This window comes from Halorubrum orientale (assembly GCF_059623105.1).
This window is the reverse complement of sequence record NZ_JBSPSR010000008.1, coordinates 95,376-118,094: the sequence shown is the minus strand read 5'-3', so window position 1 is coordinate 118,094 and position 22,719 is coordinate 95,376. Positions and strand designations below refer to the sequence as shown.

The window sequence follows — 22,719 nt, the reverse complement described above, 5'->3', positions numbered from 1 at the left end:
CCCTCGCGACCTCCTCGCACCTCTCGTTCTCCTCGCTATCGTACCCTCTCAGCGTCCCTCGAACGTTGGCTCTCGGTCCTCTTTGAACGCTGTCAATCCCTGCTCGAAGTCGTCGGTCCCGAACAACCCGCCGAACGCCTGCGCTTCGAGCGCGAACCCCGCCACGCCGTCGCCGCGTCCGGCGTGGATCGCGCGTTTCGTGTACGCCTGTGCGATTGGCGGACCGTCCGCGAGGTCGGACGCGAGGTCGAGCGCGCGCTCGAACAGCCCATCGTTGGGGACGACATCCGTGAGGAAGCCGTATTCGGCCATCGTCTCGGCGTCGTACCGGCCGGTCGTGAAGATGATCTCTTTTGCGCGTCCCTCACCGACGAGGCGCGCGAGCCGTTGTGTTCCACCCCACCCTGGGAGGAGCCCGAGGTCGTGTTCCGGTTGGCCGAACGTCGACCCTGCAGACGCGATCCGAAGGTCCGCGGCCGCGGCGAGTTCCATTCCACCACCGAGACAGTACCCGTCGATTCCGGCCACTACCGGGACGTCTGCGCGTTCGAGTGTCTCCATCACCCGCTGGCCGTGCCGGGCGAGGTCAACACCCTCAGCCGCCGAGGCGCCGGCGAACGCCTCGGTGACGTTCGCACCCGCAGAGAACGCCCGGTCACCCGCACCGGTGAGCAGTATCGCCCGGACCGCGTCCATCCGATCGAGTCCATCGACAGCAGCTTCAAGCTCTTCAAGTAGCGTGACCGAGATTGTGTTGAGCCGTGCTGGGCGGTCAAGCTCGATGTGTGCGACGTGATCGTGTAACTCGACAGTGAGCGCGTCGTAGTCGGTGTCGAGCGGTGTCAGAGCGCCCTCAGACTCGCTGTCTGATGCGTCCGTGGCTGCGTCGTCGTTGCTCGGCGACATCGCGGTGGGTCCGCCCGTAGTGAACCCACCGGCTGCGGCCGCCTCGCGGAGGGCGTCAGTCGCCTCGTACCGGGCTGTGCCGGTTTCGGCTGAGAGAGCGTCAAGGACGGCGACGAGCGTGTCGATCCCTTCGGCGTCCGCGAGGGCTGCCGGGCCAGTGGTGAACCCTGCGCCGAGCCGCATCGCGCGGTCTATCGCGGCGGCGTCGGCGACGTCGTCGCCGATCAGGCCGGCCGTCTCGTTGGCAGCGACCGCGAGGAGGCGCTGCCGGACCGCATCGTCGCGCGTCGCGGACGCGTACGCCGCGCCGTCGGCGTCGTAGTCGTAGAAGCCGGTCCCGGTCTTTTTACCGAGCGTCTCGGCGTCGGCTTTCTCGAGGAGCGCGGGCGCCGGTCGATACGCCTCACCGAGCGTCTCATGTAGGTGTTCGAGGACGTGTAAGACGACGTCGATACCGATCTGGTCGGCGAGTTCGAAGGCCCCCATCGGCAGATCAAGCTCGGCCGTAACGGTGGCGTCGACCGTCTCGATGGACGCGGCGGCCGAGTCGAGCAGCCACGCCGCCTCGTTCACGAACGGAATGAGGATCCGGTTGACGATGAATCCGGGGCTGTCCTTCCGGACGCGAACGGGCTCCTTGCCAAGGTCTTCGGCGAGAGCCACGATGAGATCAAGCGTCTCCGGCGCAGTGTCGGCACCGACGATCACCTCGACGAGCGGCATCCTGACCGGCGGGTTAAAAAAGTGCATACCGCAGAAGCGGTCAGGACGGTCGGTGACGGACGCGAGGTCGGTGATCGAGAGGCTCGACGTGTTCGAAACGAGGATCGTGTCGTCGGAGGCGTGTTCAAGTGCGGACGCGTACACATCGGCTTTGATCGAGCGTTGTTCCGGGACCGCCTCAACGATCACGTCCGCGTCGCCGACGGCGGCTTCTAGGTCGACGACCGGATCGATCCGGTCGAGAGCTTTCTCGACTGCATCCTCGTCGAGGTCACCGCGCTCTTCGAGCCGCTCGAGTGACCACTCGATCGACTCGTAGCCGGCCTCGACGTACTCTCGTTCGACATCTCGCATCGTCACCGTATATCCCGCGAGCGCAGCGACCTCGGCGATACCGTGGCCCATGTTTCCGGCGCCGAGGACCGCTATCTGGGTTACGTCTTCGAGTTGCATACGTGGGCCCTCACGAGGGGACGGATTCAACGTTTTCATCGCGGCACGGACGCAGCGTTCGTGTGACCACCAACGCGGTCACTCCTCGAGAATTTCGCTCGTCGGCTCGGGCTCATCGCCGTCAGACCGCTTGCGGACGTCGACGCGGTAGTGTTCGAGGATATCGCGCCCTAAAAGCAGCGGGTACTCCATGTGGCCGCGGTCCTCAACACTCGCGGTCACGGTGTGCTGGTTGCCGCCGATGCCGATGACGAGGTCGACGACCGGTCTCGCCTTCCCGCCCTTCACGCTACCTGATTTGACCCGCGTCATGCTCTTTATCGGTCCCGCACCGATCTCGGCAGCCAGAGAGGTGTCGATACTGGTGCGTGTCGCGCCCGTGTCGGATTTCGCGAACGACTGCGTTGACCCGGAGGTGCCAGTGACGACGACTTCTTCGATGTACCCGATCACCGGCTGGGTCGTCGGCGTGGGTTTCGGTCGCGGCGCACACGACGGACGGGAATCGTCGAGAGTGCCAGCGAGCCGTTCGACCGCCTCGTCGTCGACCGTGCCACCCACCGTTTCGACGGCTAGCTTGGCGATGTGTGGTGCCGGGCTCGTGCCAGTGGCTTCGAACAGCCCTTTGAATCCAGCCGTCGGATTGACCTCGAGGACGTACCAGCCGTCGTACCCCTCGACGAGGTCGACGCCCGCGTAGTCGAGTCCCATCACGTCCGCAGCGTAGAGGGCGGTGTCGGCCGCTTCGGTCGGCATGTCGTCGGTCGCGTCCTCGACAGCGCCACCGAGAGCGACGTTGGTCCGCCAGTCACCCTCCGGGGCGTATCGGTACATCGAGCCGACGATCTCGTCGCCGACGACGTACACCCGCAGATCCCGGTGTTGTTCGTCGTCCCGGTCGATCAGTCGCTGGAGGAACGCCTGTCGGTTGCCGACCTTCGGGTTGACCCGCTCCGTGAGGTCGACCTTCCAGGTACCGCCGCCGTGGGTGCCGATGGCGGTCTTGTACACGCCAACGTTTCCGAACCGTTCACGGTCCTCGTTGAGCCGATCGTTCGAGAGTGCGAGTAAGGCGTCTGGGACGCGCACGTTCCAGTCGGCGAGCGTCGCCGCGCTCGCGAACTTGTGGATCGACGCCAACACCGCGTCGGGGTCGTTGAGCATCGGTCTGATTCGCTCGAACGTCGTCGCGAGCCCGAGCAACTCTGCGGGCTGGTCGGTGTTCGAGACAAGCAGCCGATTGGCGATGACGTCGACGGCGGGCTCGATATCGACGGTGCCGCCATCGACGCGTATCGCGGCGTTCTCTTCGCGAAGCCACACCGGCTCGTGGCCGAGCGCCTCGACGGCGTTACAGATAGCTTTCGTCTCTTTGCTGTTGTGAAGCGACAGGACACCAACACGCACCGGGTCCGTAGACATATACATCCACCTCTTCGTGCCGCCTGTAAAACGCACCGGTCGCGCAGTTAGGGCCTGACTGCGGTCGTCACGTATTACCCTTGTCCCCACGTCTCGCGGAACGATGAGTGACGATGGGGGGTTTACCTACAATGGCGGCGCGGTGGGGCCCGGCGAGACGCAGAACGTACGGTACAGCATCAGCGAAACGTACCTCGGCGACCCGGTTCGGATTCCAGTTACGATCGTCAACGGCGCACGCGACGGGCCGACTGCGTTCCTTTCTGCGGCCTCCCACGGTGACGAACTCAACGGCGTCGAGGTCGTCCGGGAGGTCGCCCACGAGTGGGATCTCTACGAGCTGGCCGGCACGCTCGTCTGTCTCCCCGTGCTCAACGTTCCCGGATTCCTCGCACAACAGCGGTACCTCCCGGTGTACGACCGTGACCTCAACCGGTCGTTTCCCGGCCGTCCAGGGTCGACGAGCGCGAAGCGAATGGCACACCGAATCTACACGAACTTCATCGAGCCGTGCGATTTCGGTATCGATTTTCACACCTCTACGCGCGGCCGGACGAACATGCTCCACGCCCGTGGTGACCTCGCCGACGACGGTGTCACTCGGCTCGCACGAGCGTTCGGATCACACGTGATCATCGACAGCGAGGGGCCGAGCGGGACGCTCCGTGGGGAGGCGACAGACGCTGGAATCGCGACCCTCACTGTCGAGATGGGCGAGGCACATCGGTTCCAGCGGTCACTCATCGACGACGCACTCGAGGGTGTAGCGTCGGTGTTCGCAGAGTACGACATGCTCGATTCATCCGTCGTCCGTCGGCCGAACTGGCGCACGATCGTTGCGGGCAGCGCAGAGAAGACGTGGCTCCGGGCCGACTCCGGCGGCATCGTCGACGTCCACCACGAGAGTGGGTCGCTAGTCGACGCCGGCGACCGGATCGCGACGATAACCAATCCGTTCAAAGAGGACGTGGTGGCGGTGTCCGCGCCGTTTACTGGGCTACTGCTCGGCGTCCTCGAGAACCCGGTTGTCTATCCGGGAAACCCGCTCTGTCACCTCGTCGAAGTCGACGAATCTACCGAGCGCGCCATCGTGGCTGACCGGCCGGCCGAGCAAGACGACACGCGCCCGACCCGTGCCGAGTGATCTGCTGAGGGCGACCGTCAACGTGCTCACACACCGATCGCCAGTGCGGCCGACGACACGACCGAGGGGAGATCATCGAAGTTACCCGTTCAGCCGGCAAAGCGTACGTATCTATGATAACTCGAAACGCCACGCTGACCGGTGAGGGATGTCCGTGAATCCCGACCGGGTGGACTTCGTCGTCGACCTCGCGTACGGGCTGTTGATACTCGTCGCTATCGTCCTCTTCGCCATCGTCGGCGGTCGGGTGGGAACGGCCTTTGGTCTCGGGGTGTTCGTCTCGTACGTCATCCACGTGGTCTGGAAGATGGCTCGATTTGACCCTGACTGGATGACGCAGGCGGTCACCGAAAACGTCGAAGAGACCCTCCGGACTGAGGTCGAAGGCGTTATGGAACAGGTCGAAGCGGTGAACGAGCGTGTCGACCGCCGGCCACGCACCGACGAAGTGACCCAAGCCGTCGACGAGAGCGTCGGCGAGACAGTAGAGAAGACGGTCGGTGAAACCGTCGAGGAGACCGTCGGTGAGACTGTCGAGGCGCAGGTCGAAGAGACTGTAGAGAAGACAGTTGGAGAGACTGTCGAAGAAACCGTCGGCGAGACGGTAGAACAGACGGTTGGCCAAACTGTCGAAGAGACTGTTGGTGAGCAGGTCGAACAAACCGTCGAAGAGACTGTTGGCGAGCAGGTTGAACAGACCGTCGAAGAGACTGTGGAAAAAACGGTCGGGGAGACGGTGGAGAAGACAGTCGGTGAGACCGTCGAAAAGACGGTGGGCGAAACGGTCGAAGAGACCGTCGAAAAGCGGCTGGACGAGGTCGTGGTGAGCGATGATGCCGACTCAGCTACGGATGACAGCGGAGAGGCGCCCGACGACGACACGCCGGAGGAAAACGGTGAGACGCCTGACGACGACGCACCCGACGACGACGGGCGCTGAGATAACCCGGTCGAGCGTGACCGAATCGCACAAACATCTGGGACGCAACCGCAAGCACAATACATGACCGTCGACTTGGGCACACCAGTACTCGACAACCACCTCCACCTTGACCCGCGATACGGACGCGGACTCGAGGCCGTTGAGGACTTCGTTCGACTCGGCGGCACGCACCTGCTCGTGGTCAACAAGCCGTCGTGGCACCTCGGCGTCGAGGCCACCGACCCGGATGACTTCCGCGCTGTCTTCAAAGAAACGTGTTCGATCGTCGACGACGCGTCCGAGCTGCTCCCTGGGCGTGCATGGCCGGTTCTCGGCGTCCACCCAGGGCTCGTCAGCCGGCTCGTGGACGACCGGGGCTTCTCACCGAGTGATGCCCGAGCGCTCATGTGCGGCGGCATCGAGGTCGCAGCCGAGTACGTAACAGAGGGACGAGCGCTGGCGCTCAAATCCGGGCGTCCACACTACGAGGTGACCGACGCCGTCTGGGAGGCGTCGAACGCCGTGATCCAACGGGCGTTCGAGTGTGGCGCGGATGAGGGCTGTGCGGTCCAACTTCACACAGAGGCGACCGAGGATCTCACCGACCTCGCTGCCGTCGCCGAGTCGGTTGGGCTTGACCCCACTCGGGTGGTGAAACACTACGCGGCCGGACGGCTCGCTGGTCCGACGCCAAGCGTGATGAGCGAGCGTGACCGGCTCGAACGGGCTGCAACCGCCGGTCGAGCGTTCCTCATGGAGACTGATTTCGTTGACGACCCCGACCGACCGGGGATGGTGCTCGGACCGAAGACGGTACCTCGGCGCGTTCGGTGGCTACTCGAATCTGGCCACGACGACGCGGTCCGGCGGGCACACGTCGAGACGCCCGCTGCAGTCTACGGGATCGACACCGAAGCGACGCTCGATCCGCCGACCGAAGACCCCGAATGACCGCCTGCGTCGGGGTGTGACGGCATCGCTCGGGCCAATCGATAAGAAAGGCCTTTGAATCGGCCGGGTGAGAGGTGGAGTATGACCGAGGACGAGGCCGTCGAAACGTTCTATTCCGAAGAGCGCTGGCAGAACTGGCTAGATCGAGTCGCCGACGAAGAGCTCGATCCAGAAAACGAGTCGTCCGCACGGCTCCTGTTGAACCTCCAGGATGACGCGGCGATCGCGGTCGCGAAGATCCTGGCGGCGTTCGAGGAGGAGCGCATCGAGGAGGAGCGCGCGGTCGACGAGCTCCGGACGGTGAGCGACATCGTGCTCGCGGAGGTGTCGTTCGATGACGAGGAGACGGCAATGCTCATCGACGGGGTGCAGACGTCGCTCGTACCCGTCTTCTACGCGGCTGAGGAGTACGTCGTCGGTGGAGTCGCCGACGGCGACGTCACAGACTTCGTCCACGCGGCCGCCGAAGCCGAGACCGACGAGGACTTCGACGCCGCCCTCGGCTACGTGGTCCAGGCCGGCACGCGCATCCTGGACGGTGAGACGCTCGATATCGGCGTTGTTGAGGAACTCGAGTACGGCCTCGTCTCGGAGTGGGTCAATGGCCTCGACTCGCTACAGTCGGCCATCGAGGACCCAGAAGTCGTCGAAGAGGATTAAGTCCTCACGCCGACACGCTGAACAACAGCAGGTTGTGTACGGCGGGCCCGAGCCCGACCGCAGCGACGAACGCAACGAGCAGGAACCCCTCGCGCGGCGCTTCTCGAACGGTCGGCGCGAAGAGGGAGACGACCCCCCCAGAGACTGCGAGTTTGACAAGCACGAAGAGCCACGCCTCACCGAGCACCGGCATCGACGGGACGCCGAGTTCGAGGATGATCCGAGAGAGGGGACTCCGTTCGCCGAACCCCAATTGCGTCACGCCGACCGCCGTCGAGACGCCGTCAAGCGCGTGGCCGAACACGACGAGCTGCCCGACACGGCGGATCGACGCGACGGCCGGTCGGACCGCAGTGAGCACGCTCCACGCGACGAGTACGAATGGGACGGCGATCGCCACCGAGAGGCCGGCCCACCGGGCTCCCGCCCCGGGGACGCCTTGTGCGCCGACGGCGACCAGCGCAGCCACGAACCCGAGTGTTCCAACGGCGGCGAGCGCCTGCGGAACACGCTTTGGGTCAGCGATCGCGGCCGAAGCCGTGAGCCAGACCCCACCGGCGAGTGTCGCCGTCGTGAGATACACCGTCGGCGACCCACCGAGCGGGGCGAGGAGCGCTGGGAGGCCATCGACGACGAAGAGCACGTGTGCTGCCGCACCGAGGGCCATCCACGGCGCGAGCGCGAGCACGTGCATCCCGGTGATCGCCGGCGACCGCCGGCAGAACGAGACGGTGACCGCGGCGGCGGCGAAGACGACACCGAGGAGGTATTCAAGCGGCGGGAGGGTCGTTCCGGCCGGGACGAGCGGAAACGACCCCAACGACGTCACCGCGGCAGCGCCACCCGTCACACCGAGAGCACCGGCTGGCTCGCGTACAGGAGGACGTACTCGGCCGCCTTTGCGAGCACCTCACCAGGGTTACCCGTGACCGGCTCGCGGGGGACAACAACGAAGTCGGCCGCAAGCTCCTCTGCGGTATCGAGCACTACGCTCCCCGGGTGGACCGTCTTCACCTGCGTAGAGAAGCCGTATGCGATGGAGTTACTGTGCTCGACGCCGACCGCCTCGGCGCGCTCGGCGACCGAATCGGTGAACGACTCGGTGTCCGCTGCGACGTCGGCTTGGTCGATCGCACCGGTCTCGAGTGCCTTGACGACCGCCTCGTCGAGGACGTACAGCGCGTGAACGGTTGCGCCGTACTCGCGGGCGATCTCGATGGCGTAGTCGACGGCCTCATGGGACGCCTCGCTCCCGTCGACGGGAACGAGCACGAGGTCGATGTCGAGCGGTGTCATACCTGTCCCGAGGATGGGGGAGGTGAAAAAGCCCGTCGGATGCAGGAACGGGCTGCCGTCTCTGGTGTCCGCCGATGTCGGTGACGACAAGCGGCGATACCCGTGCCAGCAAGCCTCAGTCGGCCCACGCTGGCGGGGCCGTGCCGGCAACCTCGGGGACATCTTCGAGGACCGCTTCGGCAGTTCGCTCGCCGCTTATCAGACACATCGGCATCCCAATACCGGGAGCGGTGTACGATCCCGCGTAGTACAGCCCGTCGAGGTCGGCGCGGTGGCTCGGCCGAAACGGACCGGTCTGAAACAGCGTGTGTGCGAGCCCGAGTGCGGTGCCCTGTGGATTGCCGTACCGCTCTGCGAACTCGGCGACACACGCCGACTCTTCGGTGACGATCCGGTCACGGAAGTCGACGCCGGCGTGGGCAGCGAGGTCGTCGAGGACCTGCTCGCGGAACTGCGACCGCATCGCTGGACCGTCCTCGATCCCGGGAGCGATCGGTACGAGCACCACAACAGCGTGGTGACCAGGCGGTGCGACTGTGTCGTCCGTCTTCGAGGTGACAGAGAGGTAGTACGCAGGATCACTCGGCCACGCCGGGTCGTCGAAGATGGATTCAAAATGGCCGTCCCAATCCGTCGGCAACACCAGCGAGTGGTGCGCTAAGTCGCCGACGTCACCCTCGACGCCGAGATACAGCATGAATGCGGAAGGCGCGTACGTTCGGTCCTCCCAGTACGACTCGTCGTGTGCGCGGTGTGCCTCGGGAAGCAGTTCGCGTTCGGTGTATGCCGGGTTGGCATTGCTCACCACGACGTCTGCGGACTCGTCACCCGCCTCGGTTCGGAGGGTGAACGAGCCGGCACTGCCGTCGATCCGCTCGACGCCGACACCCGTGTTGAGCTCGACGCCAAGCTCGCGACACAGGTCGGCGAGGCCGTCGACGACTCCCGCGATTCCACCCTCCGGGTAGAACACGTTCAGGTTCAGATCGACGTGGCTCATGATGCTGTACAAAGCCGGCGTGTTGTGTGGGGATCCGCCGAGGAACACCAGCGTGTACTCGAGTAGCTGTCTGAGCTTCGGATGTTCGACGTACCGGGAGACGTAATCGTCCATCGTCCCGAACAGCCGCACCCGGGGAGCTAGCGGCAACAGGTCGGTGTCGACGTACTCTCGCAGCCGGTCACGTCCCTCGTAGACCACGCGGTCCATCGCGAGTTCGTAGTTCTCTTCGGCGGTATCGAGGTACCGTTCGAGCGCTTCACCCGCCCCCGGCTCGTACGACTCGAACACCTCGGTCGCGTTCGCCCGGTTCGGCTCGATATCGACGCGGTCGCCGTCCTTCCAGAAGACACGGTACTGCGGGTCGAGCCGCGAGAGCGCGTAGTAGTCGTCTGGCGAGCGATCGAAGTGATCGAAAAATCGCTCGAAGACGTCCGGCATGAGGTACCACGAGGGTCCGGTGTCGAACCGAAACCCGTCGCGTTCTAACACGCCGGCGTGACCGCCGAGTCGCTCGTGTTGTTCGTACAACCGCACGTCGGCACCGGCGTCCGCGAGGTACGCGGCCGTCGCGAGCCCCCCGAAGCCCCCGCCGACGACCGCCACCCGTCGATCTGTCTCGCACATGCACGATTAGTACGGGCCGACCGCCTATCGACTCAGCGGCGGTTATCAGATGCTTAGACTGCGCGTAGATTTTTATACGGAGAGAGGTCCAACGCCTCGGTATGAGCGTTAGGGGCAGCTGGGCGATTCGGCGGCTGTACCGGGGGAGCGGGACGCACCCATCGGTGCGATTCTCACGCGCCGCGCTGGTCGTGTTGACCGTCGCGTTCGCTGCTGTCGGGACCGCGGGGGTGTCGATGCCGCTCGAAGCGCAGATGGTCGTCTATCTCGTTGGGATGATTGCGTTGAACCTCCCACACGGCGGCTACGAGCACTTCGAAAACCTGCGACGGCGGCAACCGACGTTCCGGTGGCGGTACGTGGCGGCGTACCTCGGCGGTATCGCAGCGTTCGTCGGGTTGCTTCTGGTTGCACCCGTTGCCGGACTAGCGCTTGCGGTGACGGTCGCGGTCGCGAAAGGTGGACTCGGTGGCGTCTCGGTGCTCGATGCGACGAGCGGGACGGACCACCTCGAGACGAGGTTTCAGCGGCTGCTCGCTGCCGGCGTCCGCGGCGGCGCCGTGATGCTCGTTCCGATCGTGTTCTGGCCGGAGACGTTCCACACGTTTAGCGCGCTCATGGTCGGACTCGTCGAGCCGGGCGGGCTCGCGCCGTACGCCGCGTACTTCGACGTGACGCGCCCGATCATCGCCGGTGGGTACGGACTCGCGCTCGTGACACACATCGGCTTGGGGTACGTTCGCGGCGGTGGCCGTTCGTGGCTCGTAGACGCCGGCGAGAGTCTACTGCTCGCTGCATACTTCGCGTTTGTCCCCGTACTCGTGGCCGTCGGACTGTACTTCCCCTTCTGGTACTCGGCCAGACAGGTTGCTCGGACACAGATGGTCGACGACGCGTCGGTCGGTGATCCGTCGTGGGACCTCGTCGGTGGCTCCGATGCCGCGACTGTCGCGATCCGTGCGTGGGGTATCCTCGTCGTCGGCGCGCTCGCGACCTTCGGCGTGCTCGCGGCCGTGTACTGGGTGATCCCGCATCCACTCGCCGGTGTCAGTATCCTGCCGGGGGCAGTCGCCTTCTGGAGCATCTTCATCAGCATCGTGGCGCTCCCGCACGTCGTGGTTGGATCACTGCTCGACGTCGACCGCGGGATCTGGTACGTCCCGTAGTCACTTACGCCGTCTCGTGTTCGTCGGTCGGTAGCGTCGGTTCCTCGTCTACTGCGGCATCTGCAGCGTAGAGACCAGTTTCGGAAGCGACACGTTCGAAGACCCGGTCACCGAACAGGACGACCAGCCCGGCACCCACAAGATTGAACACGAGGTCGAAGGCGGTGTCGGTGGCACTGTACCGGACAAGGACGGGGTCGAGGCCCACTCGACGAGAGCCGGCGTGAACCACGTACTCGAGAACTTCCCACAGGATACCGAGTCCAACCACGGCGCCGAGTACGCGAGGGCGCGGGTCTGATCCTCGCTCGCGTGCTATCACATGGACGGCTTCGCCGAGTATCGTTGCGGTGAGCGTGTGCGTGAGGTGATCCCACCACCATACGTCGTCGTACGGCCCGAGCATCCCGACGGCGTGCGCGAACAGTGCCCCCGAGACGTACCCCCGGTGCCACGGCCGGATCGACACGTCTGTACGACGCTCAAGGACTGACGGGAGGGACGTTCCAGCCAAGGATGCGACCGCGTTCACCACTGCAGCCGGGTCACGGCGGCGAAGGCCTTCGAGCAGGACAGCGACGAGTGCTAGTCGAAATCCCGTTTCGGTCCGGGTCATCGCCCTGGTAGTGGAACCGGAAGCGTATGAGTCGGTTGGAAACGAGTTAGATGAACACGAGGTGTGGCGCCCCAGCAGCGGTTGGTTCCGCTAGCTCCCCCGAAACATCATGACAAAGGTACGTACCGTAGTTTGACATATAGTCCCGTCGTACGTCGACGTGATGGTCACTCCAGGAGCCGATCCGGTCGCCGAGATACTCGGTCACTTGCTCGTCGGTTTCGGGTTGGGGGCGCTCATCGGACTCGAGCGCGAACAGAGCGAGTCTGGGGGGACGTTCGCTGGAAGCCGGACATTCCCCCTGTTTGCGCTCTACGGTGGGCTCGTCGCCGTGTTCGTCCCGAGCGCACGAGCTGTCGCGCTCGCTGTCGTCGTCGTCCCGCTCACCGTCGCGTACGCGGCAAAGGTCGTCTACGAGGGGGACGTCGGACTGACCACGCTCGTGGCCGCGCTGCTCACCACGCTGCTCGGCGCGGTCGCGATGCATTCGGACGCTGGCGCGGTCATCGCGATCGTCGTCGGTGGGACGGTCGCGGTCCTGTTATCCGTCAAGGACCCGATACACGCCTTTGCAGACCGGATCGAAGAGACGGAGCGGATCGCTTCGGCGAAGTTCGTCCTCGTCGTTCTCGTCGTGCTACCGTCGCTTCCGAATCGCTCGGTCGAGGTGCTGTACGGACTCAATCCCCGATTCGTCTGGTTGATGGTCGTGTTCGTTACCGGTCTCGGATTCGTGGCGTACCTTCTTGGAATCGTCCTTGGTCCGGAGCAGAGCATCGCAGTCACCGGCGTGATCGGCGGCTTCGTTTCCTCGACGGCGACGACGGTGTCGATGGCCGAAAAAACAGTCCAAAACGGGTCGCTATACCGTGTGTCGGCGTTCGCCGTCGTCACCGCTTCGGTCGTGATGTTCCCGCGGGCGCTCGTCGAAGTCGCCGTGGTCAATCCCCGTCTGCTCGTGCGTGTGGCGCCACCGCTCGGCGCGATGACCATTGTTGGTGTGGTTGCCGCAGGAGTGCTGTACTGGCGGACGGCCACCGACGAGACGGTCGATCCCGGACCGATGAAGAATCCGTTTCGGCTTCGTCCCGCGCTGTTTTTCGGCGTGATCTTCGCGGTCGTGCTCCTCGTCTCCGAGCACGCACACGGATGGTTCGGATCGTCCGGGATCTACCTCACGGCCTTTCTGTCCGGGTTAGCAGACGTCGACGCGATGACGATCAGCTTGAGTAAGCTCGCGGCTGACGGCACGGTTTCAGAGGGGGTTGCAGCGACGGGGATCGTGCTTGCCGCGGTCGCGAACACCATGCTCAAAGCCGGGTTGGCGTGGCTGCTCGGAACTGGGCGGCTCGGACGGCTCGTTTCGATCGTGTTGGGTCTCGTCGTCGTCACCGGTGTCGTCCTGATCGCGGTCGGGATCTGAGTGGTGTTCCCACGGGCGCTCCACGACGGGCAAAGAACCCCGTAGAATTTCTCCATCACGAACTATTAGGAACATGCACTCGCTTCGATACACATGGTCGAACGAAGACACGATCGATCGTTCGTGCGAACCTTCTTTACCTCACCCACCGCGGTCGAAAGCGAGGACGACTCCGCGAAGATGCTTCGAAGCGCCGCCGGGCTCCGTGGCGTGCGTGCTCCCGATGTCTGGGTTCCGGACAACGAGGACGCGACCGCGCCCTCAATGCGCGACGAGGGCGCACAAAATATCGTCGACGTGGTCGCCGAACACGGGGCTGGCTTTCCTGGTGAGATCCACCCACGAATGGTGTGGCACCGCGACAGTCCATCGACCCGGTATCAGGGGTTCAAGCACATGCTTGAGATCACAGACCCTGATAACGGTGCCGTAGCGCACATCGACGGATTCGTCATCCCGGAGGTCGGCGGTATCGACGACTGGAAGAAAGCCGACGAGTTCTTCACCATCGTCGAGGCCGAACACGGGCTCGAGCCCGGGAGCCTCGCGATGTCCGTCATCGTCGAAAGCGGCCAGTCAGAACTCGCTATGCGGAAACTTCGCGACGAGATGGGTAAGCCGGAGAACAACCTCGAACGGATGTTCTTGCTCGTCGACGGCGAAGTGGACTATACGAAAGATATGCGCGCTATTACGCCGACCGGTGCGCTGCCGGCGTGGCCCGAACTGCGACACAACACTGCCCGTGGTGCGAGTGCCGCCGGTTGTATCGCTGTCGACGGCCCGTACGACGATATCCGCGACGTTGAGGGATACCACGAGCGTATGCGGGACAACCAGTCGAAGGGGATGCTCGGCATCTGGTCACTGACCCCAGGACAGGTCGTCGAGGCTAACACCTCACCGTTGCCGCCACAGACCGGGAGCTGGCTCTTTGATGCCGGCGACACAGAGGTCGAACTGGACTCAGTTGACGGCGTTGAGGCGTACGACGGCACTCGTGTGTCGCTCATGGAGTCGGCAGGGGGCTACGACCTCACCGTCGACGGGACGACACAGACGCTCGATGCAGACGAGTTACACGATACGCTGCTCGAGATGACCGCATACATTCCGAGCATGGACGACATCGTAGACTCAATGGAGAAGTTTGAGGCGGCCAAGGCGGCGGGTCGCGGCGCGATCGCGATGGAACGGTCAGCGACACTGCGGATCGACGAGGTCGAGGTCGACATCGCGACGGACCGCATGTGGGACGAGGCGACCTACCAGGCGGCGATGACGCCGATCGACCTGTTCCAGGACGTCTATGAGAACCGCCCGGACCAACACGAGGAGCTCGTTGAGTTGTACGGCGAAGGCGTCGTTGAGCGCGCGATGGAGGTTGGTACCTGAGCGAGCACGCAGCACCTCCCCGCGCTGAACTGCGAAGCCCGAGGGCGTGACCCCATTCAATACGAAGTCGACCTCTGCAGTGGCGCGCGCCTCGCGGGACGCCGAAGGCGGGTTCGCGAGCGCGTGCGAGGGATGAGCGAGTCGCCGGCAGCGACTCGTGAATCGGTTGGGGAGGGTGTGGCTGAAAAGAGTGTCCGAGTGTCACACGGTCGTCTTGGTCACACACTCACCGCCCATACGTACGGAATCGGCTGAGAGAGCGTCAACAACTCGCTTGACTTCTTCTCCCATGCCTGAAGTGGGACTCACGACGGTACCCAGTGAATCAAGGCCTGAGACTGTAACATACTGTCACTCAAAAACAACAAGCGACTGAGTGGGTCGGGGCAGATTCGAACTGCCGACCTGCTCCGTGTGAAGGAGCCGTCATAACCGGACTAGACCACCGACCCGTGTTCAACAATTGCTACACGTCGAGACTTAAACGTTGCTTTGTGGGTGCCCGCGCCTGCACCATGCGCTTGAACTGACCGGCGCCACTCACCTCGCGTCCTCGGTCACCTCTTCAACTTCCTCGTCGGCCCGATACGCCTCGATACGGCCGCGAGCCGACGCAAGTGCCGTACGCACCTCCCCCTCCGTGCGAGCCTCGAGGTCGGCGACGTCAGACTGCAACCGTCCGAGTCGTGACGGCTCTGGTTCCGCTGGCGACTCCTCACCGATTAATGCACTGACTCGCTCTCGGAGCGGCTCAAGTTCCTCTTCGACACCTGCTTTCGCGTGCTCCGCGGCCCGACCGAGGTAATACCGTGCGTCTTCGAAGTGTTTGCTCATATCTGTCCTTTAGGCGAGGACGAATATATGCGTTGTGGCAGTTCGCTCACACGAGCGCGCAGACACGACAACAGAACTCACCAGGGTGGATACCTCAACCCGCAATGACAGCCACCGGATCAGTACGTCGGTGACTCCTCGGGTTCGCCATCGCGAGCGTTCGCCACGCGGCCGAGCGTGAAAAGCAGGTCCGAGAGCCGGTTGAGGTAGGTAACCACGATCTCGTTTATCGGCTCGGATTGAGCGAGCTTGACGGTCCGTCGTTCGGCGCGGCGCACGACCGTTCGGGCGTGGTGGAGCCGCGCACCTGAAGGCCCTCCGCCAGGCAGAATAAACGACTGTAGCGGCGCGAGTTCTTCGTCGTACCCGTCGATCTCCGTTTCGAGTGTCTCGACGTGGTCCGACTCGACCCGTGGGTCGTCTGGGTCGGGGTCGGGGTTCGCGAGGTCAGCTTGGACCACGTGGAGATGATTCTGGACCCGTTCAAGCAACGTATCGAGGTCGTCGTAGCCTGTCGGCCGCACGGTGCCAATGAGTGCGTTGGCCTCGTCGACAGTGCCGTACGCTTCGATCCGGAGGCTCGATTTCGACACTCGGCTCAGGTCTCTGAGGTCCGTCTGGCCGTCGTCGCCACGGCCGGTGTAGATGTTCATCGGAGACTCCCCTTGACATACTCGAGGATGTTCGCGCTCTCGGCCATCGTCACCCCGCGCGTCTCATTGACGAGCACCGGGACACCGCGTTGACCGCTCACGCGTTTTACCCCGTTTCGGTCGGAGTGGAGGGGGTCGACCGCGATTGTCTCGTAGTCGACGTCGGCGTCTGCGAGGGCATCGTGCACCCGCTCACACCACGGACACCCATCGAGTGCGTACAGCTGGATCGACATGGCTTGATGAAGTGGGTGTAGCCAAAAGAAGGTACGTATCCGGCCGCACGACTCACAGGTCGTGGTACGCTTTGATCGCCGCACGGTAGCGCTCTGGGAGCGGACGTGCCGCCCCATCGTCGTCGATGGCGACTTGGACCGACTCCGCTTCGGCGACCGTCTCCCCCTCGGTCTGGAGTTCGTAGTGCATCGGAACACTCGAGGTGCCGAGCCTGGGAACGTCGACGTCGACTACGATAGTCTCGTCACTGAGTTCGACCGGGCGATGGAACTTTATTGAGAGTGAAGCGAGTACGGTTGCAACCGCCGAGAGGTCCGCCTCAAGTACCGTGCGATAGTAGTGTGTTCGGGCCTGTTCGAGGTACGTCGCGTACACCGCGTTGTTGACGTGTCCCATCGCGTCGACGTCTCTGAACCGGATCTGCAGCTCGGTCGTGTACGTGGTCATGCTCTCTGGCTCGCGCCCCGACGTGATGTACGCGTCGGCTTCGGCCACGACCGTCACCGACCGGCCACACCGCGAACGACCGTCAGCCCATTTTCAACCCGCCTCGGATCAATAAAGCAGTTCGTCGTCGTTCTCGATCATGTATAGTGCTCTCGCGGCGATGTTGACCGCGTGGTCACCGACTCGCTCAAGATCTCGGACCGTCAGTAACAGCCGAGAGACGTGTTCCATCGTCGCCTCCGGATCACTGGCGTAATCGCTCTCAATAAGATCACGGACGACGTGATCGCTCGCCGCCTCACACGCCGCATCGATATCGTCGTCACGCGACGCCACCGTGTAACACCGGTCGGGGTCCGAATCGGCGTACGCCATCATCGCAAGCTCAAGCATGTCGAGAGTGTCGTCGCCGATCTGCTGAATATCGACGTCGGGCGACACCTCGTGGTCGGCCTGTCCGGCGTACCGGCCGAGATTCGTTGCAAGGTCGGCAATCCGCTCGAGGTCGGTAATGATCTTGAACGAGGCGGCGATGAATCGGAGATCGCCAGCGACCGGCTGCTGGAGCGCAATCAGGTCCGTACACCGCTGTTCTAACTCGAGGTAGAGCTCGTTCACTTCCGTGTCGCCGGTGATGACCGTCTCACCGAGCGCGGCGTCGTGTCGCGCGAGCGCGTCTAACGCCGTTCGGAGGCGGTCCGCGACCAGCTCACTCATGTAGAGGACGTCGTCACGAAGCGCCTCCAGCTTCGTCTGGTACTGTTCGCGTGGCATCGTCTCTATCAACGACCACGCCGAGCGGTCATAAATACGTCGCACCCTCGGGATGTCCAGTGTCGGTCGAGTTGAGTCTGCCGCCCCAACGTGTCGTTCGAGCTCGCAGACGACGGCTCCGCTACTCGAGCGCTGATACCGCGTCGACGACGCCCGTCCCGAAGGACCGCGACTCACCGTTCGGGAGGTCGAACATATACATACTCCCGACAAATTCGTAGTCGACGACAGGGAGTTCCGTCACTGACTCGCCATCGTACTCCACCGATTCGGTCAACACCGCTGTGTAGGCTGGATCCATGTACAGCAATGTATCAGAGCCGAACGCGCAAAGTAGTTGCTCTCTACGGTGATACGACAGGTCACGCCGACGAGAGGGACAGGCACTGAAGTATATGTGTACTGGTGTATAACTGACGGTATGTCGAACGCGGCCGGTCGGTACGACGTGATCGTCGTCGGAGTCGGCGGAGTCGGGAGCGCCGTCGTCTACGAGTTAGCCCAACGGGGCGAGCGAGTTCTCGGGCTCGAACGATACAGCATTCCGCATACGAATGGATCCTCACACGGGTACTCGCGCATCATCAGGCGGGCGTATCACGAGGATCCGGGATACGTCTCGATGGTGTCACGCGCCTACGAGCGGTGGCGAGCGCTCGAGGAGGAAGCCGACGAACGACTGCTATACGAGACAGGGTCTATCGCGGCAGGGCCCCCGGACAGTGACCTCGTCACAGGAGCGGTCGAGGCCTGTCGCGACCATGCGATCGAACACGAACGACTCGCCGCGGGCGAAGCGAATACCCGATTCCCCGGCCTCCAGGTTCCGGACGGCTACGAGGCGGTGTATCAGTCGGACGGCGGGTTTGTGCGGCCCGAGTCAGGAATCGTCGCGCATGTCCGACTCGCTCAGCGCGCCGGCGCTCGGATCCAGGCTCGAGAGCGAGTGACCGACTGGCAGTCGACGACGGATGGCGTCCGGGTGAGCACTGACAAAGGTCAATACGCGGCCGACCGACTCGTCATCGCCGCTGGCGCGTGGACAGGCAAGCTCGTCGAGCCGCTCGCCGACGAGCTTTCACCCGAGCGGCAGGTGATCGCGTGGATACAGCCGGAGCAACCACACGAGTTCACCCCCGAACGCCTCCCGGTGTTTCTCGTCTCCGATCACGAGAATATCCACTACGGCATTCCGATATTCGGTGCGCCCGGCGTAAAGTTCGGCCGACATTACCACCGAAACGAGGTCGTCGACCCGAGCACGATGGACGACCAGCCGACCGCGCGCGATGAGGCGTTGCTCCGCACGGCCGCAGACGAGTACCTCACCGTCGGCGACGCGACGCTACTGGGACTCGAGACCTGCTTGTACACCAACACCGAGGACCGCGACTTCGTCGTGGACACGCTCTCAAACCACCCGAATGTCGTTGTTCTCGGCGGCTTTTCCGGACACGGCTACAAGTTTGCCGGCACGCTCGGTGAAATTGGCGCCGACCTCGCAACCGGCGAGCCGAGTGCGTTCGACCTCGAGCCATTCCGTATCGGACGCTTTTGAGTCGCAACGGTGCGACGGCGACGACTGTTTGAACCTCCTCAACCGAGGTGCCACCGACTCACTGCGCCTCAACCGCGACACTGATTCTGCGGTGGCGCGCGCCTCGCGAGGTCGCCGAAGGCGGACTCGCGAGCGCGTGCGAGGGATGAGCGAGTCGCCCGTGGGCGACGAGTGAATCGGCTGGGGAGGGTGTGGCGGTAATTGGTGTCCGGGTGTCACGGAGTCGTCGTGGTCACAGCACTACCGTCACAGGCGTATTGGGGAGGGTGTGGCGGTAATTGGTGTCCGGGTGTCATGCGGTCGTATTCGTCACAGAGTCACTGCCACACACGTACAGAATCGGCTGGGGAGGGTGTGGCGGAACATGGTATCCGGGTATTGTGAAGTCGTTTCGGTCACGTGACTAGCGTCGTATACGTATCGGGGAGGGTGTGGCCAAGTGGTACCCAAGAGTCACTGAGTGACGTTCACAGAGCTACTACCACACATATAGAATCGGTCGGGATGGATGTCACCGCTGACTCACGGACACACTCATCTGCGCTGTCGGCCCTTCGTCTGCCGGTAATCGCGGCTCAACACATTCTCACGCATGTGTGTGCAGAATGCGGCTGCGTCGTCGTCAGTCATTGACCCCGGGTCACACATCGGCACCAGCTCAAATCCCCGTCCACGGATCGTCGTCGCGTGCTCGGCGACGATGTCGAACGAGTCTGGCCGCCGGGTGGTGTACTCAACAGCCAGCTCACGAAGCGTCCGCTCGCCGACGGGAACGAGTATCTGGGGATTGATCATGCGTATCTCGGCATTGAGAAACGGCTCACAGGTTGCGACCTCCTCGTCGGTGGGCTCCCGCTCGGGATGTCGACAGCGGGTGAGGTTGGTGAAAAAGACGTTCTGTACGTCGGGCTCGGTCGCGTCCGGCGGCGACCTGACGAAGCCAAGCTCAGCGAAAATCGACTGAATGCGCTCACCACCGGGGCCGATACACGGCACGCCGTGTTGGTCAGCAGTCACTGTCGGGCGCTCGCCGACGACGAGGAACTCGGCACCGACGTCGCCGTAGCCGTGTACGATATGCTCGCGTTCCGTACACAGGCCGGGACAGTTCTCACAGGCGGTATCCATCCCGAACGGATTCGCGAACTCGTCTTGGTGTGCGTCCACGGGCTACGTATGACCGGTGGGCGCCTAAACGATTCGCCCAGCGGGTGACTCGGCGACCAGTTAGGTCAGCGTGTACGCTTCACCGTCGCGATCGACCATTCCTTGCTTGCGAAGCGTCTTGAGAACGCCGTACAGCGACAGCTTCTTCATGCCGAGTGAGTCGCCCATCTCTCCCACTGTCGCCTGCTCGTTCGTCGTCAGATACAGATACACCAACTTCGCGCGAGGAGACTGCAGCTCTGGCGGAAGTGTCGGCGCCGCCGTGGGTGCGGCCTCTGTGTGTAGCATCGTGTCTTGACGGTGGTGTTCGACGATAATAAATCCCTATTTCAACGATCGTCGAAACAGTGAGAACCATCGACACAGCGTGGTAGACAGCTGTTCGGGGACTTTCCCCGCGAGATCATCGCAGGCATCACGGGCGTATACCGCGGATCGTTTCGACCGATGACGGATACAAAAACGTGATGAATCGGTTCGTGCTTCAGTACGAGCGAACCTTCGGCTCGTAGGTGCGGGACTCACCCTCCAAGATGGCGGGCTTGTACCACAGCTCCGGCTTACCATCGTTCCACGAGACGAGCGTGTGTTTCAGCCAGTTCTCGTCGTCGCGCTCCTGGCGCTCTTTTCGCCAGTGGGCGCCGCGGAACTCCTCGCGTGCCAGCGCGCCCATCGTCAGCGCCTCGGCGATGTCGAGGATGTTCCGCGTCTCCATCGTGTGGATGAGGTCGGTGTTGAACGTCCGCGACGGATCTGAGACGGCGACGTCTTGGTAGGCCTGCCGCGCCTCGCGGAGGTCCTCCAGTGCCGTCTGCAGGCCCTCACCCTCACGGAATACGTTCACGTGTGCGGTCATCGTCTTTTGGACCTCCGAGCGGATCTCGGCGTGGTTTCGACCCCGTTGTGACAGCAGCGTCTCGACGCGGTCGCGAGCGCGCGCAACTGCCGACTCAAGCAATGGCTTCGCGTCCGTCGCCACCGCCCCACCGTCTGCTGCCGCCGGACCACGGCTGCCGACCTCGCCGACGGACACCTCGAACTCGTAGTCGGCTGGCTCCCATTCGCCCGCTTTGCCCGTCGGAATTGCTGCCTCACCGAGGTCTCTACCGGCCGCGTGGTGGCCCGCGCGTTTGCCGAAGACGATCAGCTCAGGCAGTGCGTTCCCACCGAGCCGGTTCGAGCCGTGGACCGACGCACAGGCGCACTCGCCAGCCGCGTACAGCCCTTCGATGGCAGTCTCACCGTGCTCGTTCGTCTCGATGCCGCCCATCGCGTAGTGCTGGCCGGGCTTGACCGGCATCGGCTCCGTGAGCCCGTCTGCGCCCTCGAAGTCCTCCGCAAGGTGGAGAATGTTCTCGAGGCGGTCGAGGATGCGCTCTTCACCGAGGTGACGCATGTCGAGGTGGACGTACTCGTCTTCGATACCACGGCCCTCGTTGACCTCGGTCAACTCGGCGCGTGAGACCACGTCCCGCGAGGCGAGCTCGCCGTCATTGTTCGCATAGCCGTGCTCAAACATGAACCGCTCGCCCTCGCCGTTGTACAGGATTCCACCTTCACCCCGGACCCCTTCGGAGATGAGCACCCCTGTCGAGGGGAGCGTCGTGGGGTGGAACTGGATGAACTCCATGTCCTCCATCGGGACGCCGGCTCGGTAGGCCATTGCCACTCCGTCGCCGGTGTTGGCCACTGCGTTCGTGGTGTGGTCGAACACTTGGCCCATCCCACCGGTGGCGAGGATGACACCTTGGCGCGCCTCAAAGCCGCTGACCTCGCCGCTTTGGATATCGTAGGCCACGACGCCGTGACAGGTTCGCTCTGCGGGGTTCGGTTCGTCGGTGACAACGAGATCCATCACGTGCCACTCGTCGTACACGGTAATGCCGCGTTTGACCACCTGCTCGTACATCGTGTGGAGCATCTGGTGGCCGGTCTCTGCGCCGGCGTACGTGGTTCGTGGGAACGAAAGCCCGCCGAACGGGCGCTGGGAGACACGGCCGTCGTCCTCGCGTGAGAACGGCATTCCCCAGTGTTCGAGCTGGATGACCTCTTCTGGGCTCTCTTTACACAGCGCCTCGACAGCCGGGGCGTCGCCGAGGTAGTCCGACCCCTTCATGGTGTCGTAGGCGTGGTCCTCCCAGGAGTCGGCGTCGCGAAGCGCCGCGTTGATACCGCCTTCAGCGGCGCCAGTATGTGACCGAACCGGGTGCAGTTTCGAGACGATCGCCACATCCGCGCCCTCCTCTTGTGCCGCGATCGCCGCGCGGAGCCCGGCCCCGCCCGCGCCGACGACGACGACGTCGTGTTCGTGCATGGTGTCGATGAAAGTTCGTTAGTGTTCCAGT

The 22,719-nt window shown here is 63.7% G+C and carries 23 protein-coding genes and 1 tRNA gene; 8 read left to right on the top strand and 16 right to left on the bottom strand.

The window, feature by feature from the left end; all coding sequences use genetic code 11:
- Positions 1-48: 48 nt before the first annotated feature.
- Both ACWUI7_RS10475 and ACWUI7_RS10470 read right to left on the bottom strand, forming a co-directional pair.
- Positions 49-2,082: a 3-hydroxyacyl-CoA dehydrogenase/enoyl-CoA hydratase family protein gene (locus tag ACWUI7_RS10475; protein WP_496642170.1), complete on the bottom strand. Its 2,034-nt coding sequence runs from the start codon at positions 2,080-2,082 to the stop codon at positions 49-51.
- 78 nt (positions 2,083-2,160) lie between these two features.
- Complete coding sequence (locus ACWUI7_RS10470; RefSeq protein ID WP_496642169.1) at positions 2,161-3,510, bottom strand: putative ATP-dependent zinc protease; 1,350 nt, start codon at positions 3,508-3,510, stop codon at positions 2,161-2,163.
- 97 nt (positions 3,511-3,607) lie between these two features.
- Between ACWUI7_RS10470 and ACWUI7_RS10465 the strand changes: the two genes are divergently transcribed.
- The 4 genes from ACWUI7_RS10465 (at position 3,608) to ACWUI7_RS10450 (ending at position 7,181) form a co-directional block, all read left to right on the top strand.
- A complete protein-coding gene (locus ACWUI7_RS10465) occupies positions 3,608-4,648 on the top strand; it encodes a succinylglutamate desuccinylase/aspartoacylase family protein (protein WP_496642168.1) in 1,041 nt (346 codons plus the stop codon).
- 154 nt (positions 4,649-4,802) lie between these two features.
- Positions 4,803-5,588 (top strand): hypothetical protein, encoded by a 786-nt coding sequence (locus tag ACWUI7_RS10460; RefSeq protein ID WP_496642167.1) that lies wholly within the window; start codon positions 4,803-4,805, stop codon positions 5,586-5,588.
- Between the two features lie 63 nt (positions 5,589-5,651).
- Entirely contained in the window at positions 5,652-6,521 is an 870-nt protein-coding gene (locus ACWUI7_RS10455; protein ID WP_496642166.1) for a TatD family hydrolase, read from the top strand.
- An 81-nt stretch (positions 6,522-6,602) separates the two neighbouring features.
- Entirely contained in the window at positions 6,603-7,181 is a 579-nt protein-coding gene (locus tag ACWUI7_RS10450; RefSeq protein ID WP_496642165.1) for a DUF2150 family protein, read from the top strand.
- A gap of 4 nt (positions 7,182-7,185) precedes the next feature.
- Here the strand turns inward: ACWUI7_RS10450 and ACWUI7_RS10445 are convergent, their stop codons facing one another.
- The 3 genes from ACWUI7_RS10445 to crtID form a co-directional block, all read right to left on the bottom strand.
- Positions 7,186-8,031 carry a DUF63 family protein gene (locus tag ACWUI7_RS10445; RefSeq protein ID WP_496642164.1) on the bottom strand — a complete coding sequence of 282 codons (846 nt, stop codon included), beginning with the start codon at positions 8,029-8,031 and terminating at the stop codon, positions 7,186-7,188.
- Entirely contained in the window at positions 8,028-8,477 is a 450-nt protein-coding gene (locus ACWUI7_RS10440; protein WP_496642163.1) for a universal stress protein, read from the bottom strand. Before ACWUI7_RS10440 ends, ACWUI7_RS10445 begins: the two co-directional genes overlap by 4 nt.
- A gap of 115 nt (positions 8,478-8,592) precedes the next feature.
- Positions 8,593-10,104 (bottom strand): bifunctional phytoene desaturase/3,4-desaturase, encoded by a 1,512-nt coding sequence (gene crtID / locus ACWUI7_RS10435; RefSeq protein WP_496642162.1) that lies wholly within the window; start codon positions 10,102-10,104, stop codon positions 8,593-8,595.
- Positions 10,105-10,205: 101 nt separating this feature from the next.
- On the opposite strand from crtID, the gene ACWUI7_RS10430 reads away from it, so the two are divergent.
- A complete protein-coding gene (locus ACWUI7_RS10430; RefSeq protein ID WP_496642161.1) occupies positions 10,206-11,270 on the top strand; it encodes a Brp/Blh family beta-carotene 15,15'-dioxygenase in 1,065 nt (354 codons plus the stop codon).
- Positions 11,271-11,274: 4 nt separating this feature from the next.
- On the opposite strand, the gene ACWUI7_RS10425 is transcribed toward ACWUI7_RS10430, so the two are convergent.
- Complete coding sequence (locus tag ACWUI7_RS10425) at positions 11,275-11,886, bottom strand: DUF2238 domain-containing protein (RefSeq protein ID WP_496642160.1); 612 nt, start codon at positions 11,884-11,886, stop codon at positions 11,275-11,277.
- 163 nt (positions 11,887-12,049) lie between these two features.
- Between ACWUI7_RS10425 and ACWUI7_RS10420 the strand changes: the two genes are divergently transcribed.
- Both ACWUI7_RS10420 and aceB read left to right on the top strand, forming a co-directional pair.
- Positions 12,050-13,309 carry an MgtC/SapB family protein gene (locus ACWUI7_RS10420; RefSeq protein ID WP_496642159.1) on the top strand — a complete coding sequence of 420 codons (1,260 nt, stop codon included), beginning with the start codon at positions 12,050-12,052 and terminating at the stop codon, positions 13,307-13,309.
- 93 nt (positions 13,310-13,402) lie between these two features.
- A complete protein-coding gene (aceB, locus tag ACWUI7_RS10415; protein WP_496642158.1) occupies positions 13,403-14,704 on the top strand; it encodes a malate synthase AceB in 1,302 nt (433 codons plus the stop codon).
- Between the two features lie 377 nt (positions 14,705-15,081).
- On the opposite strand, the gene ACWUI7_RS10410 is transcribed toward aceB, so the two are convergent.
- The 7 genes from ACWUI7_RS10410 to ACWUI7_RS10380 form a co-directional block, all read right to left on the bottom strand.
- A tRNA-Val gene (locus ACWUI7_RS10410) sits at positions 15,082-15,156 on the bottom strand.
- An 88-nt stretch (positions 15,157-15,244) separates the two neighbouring features.
- Positions 15,245-15,538, bottom strand: a complete 294-nt coding sequence (locus ACWUI7_RS10405; RefSeq protein ID WP_496642157.1) for a DUF7553 family protein — start codon at positions 15,536-15,538, stop codon at positions 15,245-15,247.
- A gap of 119 nt (positions 15,539-15,657) precedes the next feature.
- Positions 15,658-16,191, bottom strand: coding sequence for a cob(I)yrinic acid a,c-diamide adenosyltransferase (locus ACWUI7_RS10400; protein ID WP_496642156.1), 534 nt, complete (start codon positions 16,189-16,191; stop codon positions 15,658-15,660).
- On the bottom strand, positions 16,188-16,427 hold the full coding sequence (locus ACWUI7_RS10395) for a glutathione S-transferase N-terminal domain-containing protein (protein WP_496642155.1): 240 nt from the start codon (positions 16,425-16,427) through the stop codon (positions 16,188-16,190). Before ACWUI7_RS10395 ends, ACWUI7_RS10400 begins: the two co-directional genes overlap by 4 nt.
- A 52-nt stretch (positions 16,428-16,479) precedes the next feature.
- On the bottom strand, positions 16,480-16,875 hold the full coding sequence (locus ACWUI7_RS10390) for an acyl-CoA thioesterase (RefSeq protein WP_496642326.1): 396 nt from the start codon (positions 16,873-16,875) through the stop codon (positions 16,480-16,482).
- 108 nt (positions 16,876-16,983) lie between these two features.
- On the bottom strand, positions 16,984-17,649 hold the full coding sequence (phoU, locus tag ACWUI7_RS10385) for a phosphate signaling complex protein PhoU (protein ID WP_496642154.1): 666 nt from the start codon (positions 17,647-17,649) through the stop codon (positions 16,984-16,986).
- A gap of 121 nt (positions 17,650-17,770) precedes the next feature.
- Positions 17,771-17,950 carry a hypothetical protein gene (locus tag ACWUI7_RS10380; protein ID WP_496642153.1) on the bottom strand — a complete coding sequence of 60 codons (180 nt, stop codon included), beginning with the start codon at positions 17,948-17,950 and terminating at the stop codon, positions 17,771-17,773.
- Between the two features lie 120 nt (positions 17,951-18,070).
- Here ACWUI7_RS10380 and solA point away from each other — a divergent pair, with 120 nt between their 5' ends.
- Positions 18,071-19,207 (top strand): N-methyl-L-tryptophan oxidase, encoded by a 1,137-nt coding sequence (gene solA / locus ACWUI7_RS10375; protein WP_496642152.1) that lies wholly within the window; start codon positions 18,071-18,073, stop codon positions 19,205-19,207.
- Between the two features lie 534 nt (positions 19,208-19,741).
- On the opposite strand, the gene ACWUI7_RS10370 is transcribed toward solA, so the two are convergent.
- The 3 genes from ACWUI7_RS10370 to ACWUI7_RS10360 all read right to left on the bottom strand — a co-directional run bounded on the left by ACWUI7_RS10370 (position 19,742) and on the right by ACWUI7_RS10360 (position 22,688).
- On the bottom strand, positions 19,742-20,374 hold the full coding sequence (locus tag ACWUI7_RS10370; protein WP_496642151.1) for a uracil-DNA glycosylase: 633 nt from the start codon (positions 20,372-20,374) through the stop codon (positions 19,742-19,744).
- Positions 20,375-20,434: 60 nt separating this feature from the next.
- Entirely contained in the window at positions 20,435-20,662 is a 228-nt protein-coding gene (locus ACWUI7_RS10365; protein WP_496642150.1) for a helix-turn-helix domain-containing protein, read from the bottom strand.
- 196 nt (positions 20,663-20,858) lie between these two features.
- Positions 20,859-22,688 (bottom strand): FAD-binding protein, encoded by a 1,830-nt coding sequence (locus ACWUI7_RS10360; protein ID WP_496642149.1) that lies wholly within the window; start codon positions 22,686-22,688, stop codon positions 20,859-20,861.
- Between the last annotated feature and the right edge of the window lie 31 nt (positions 22,689-22,719).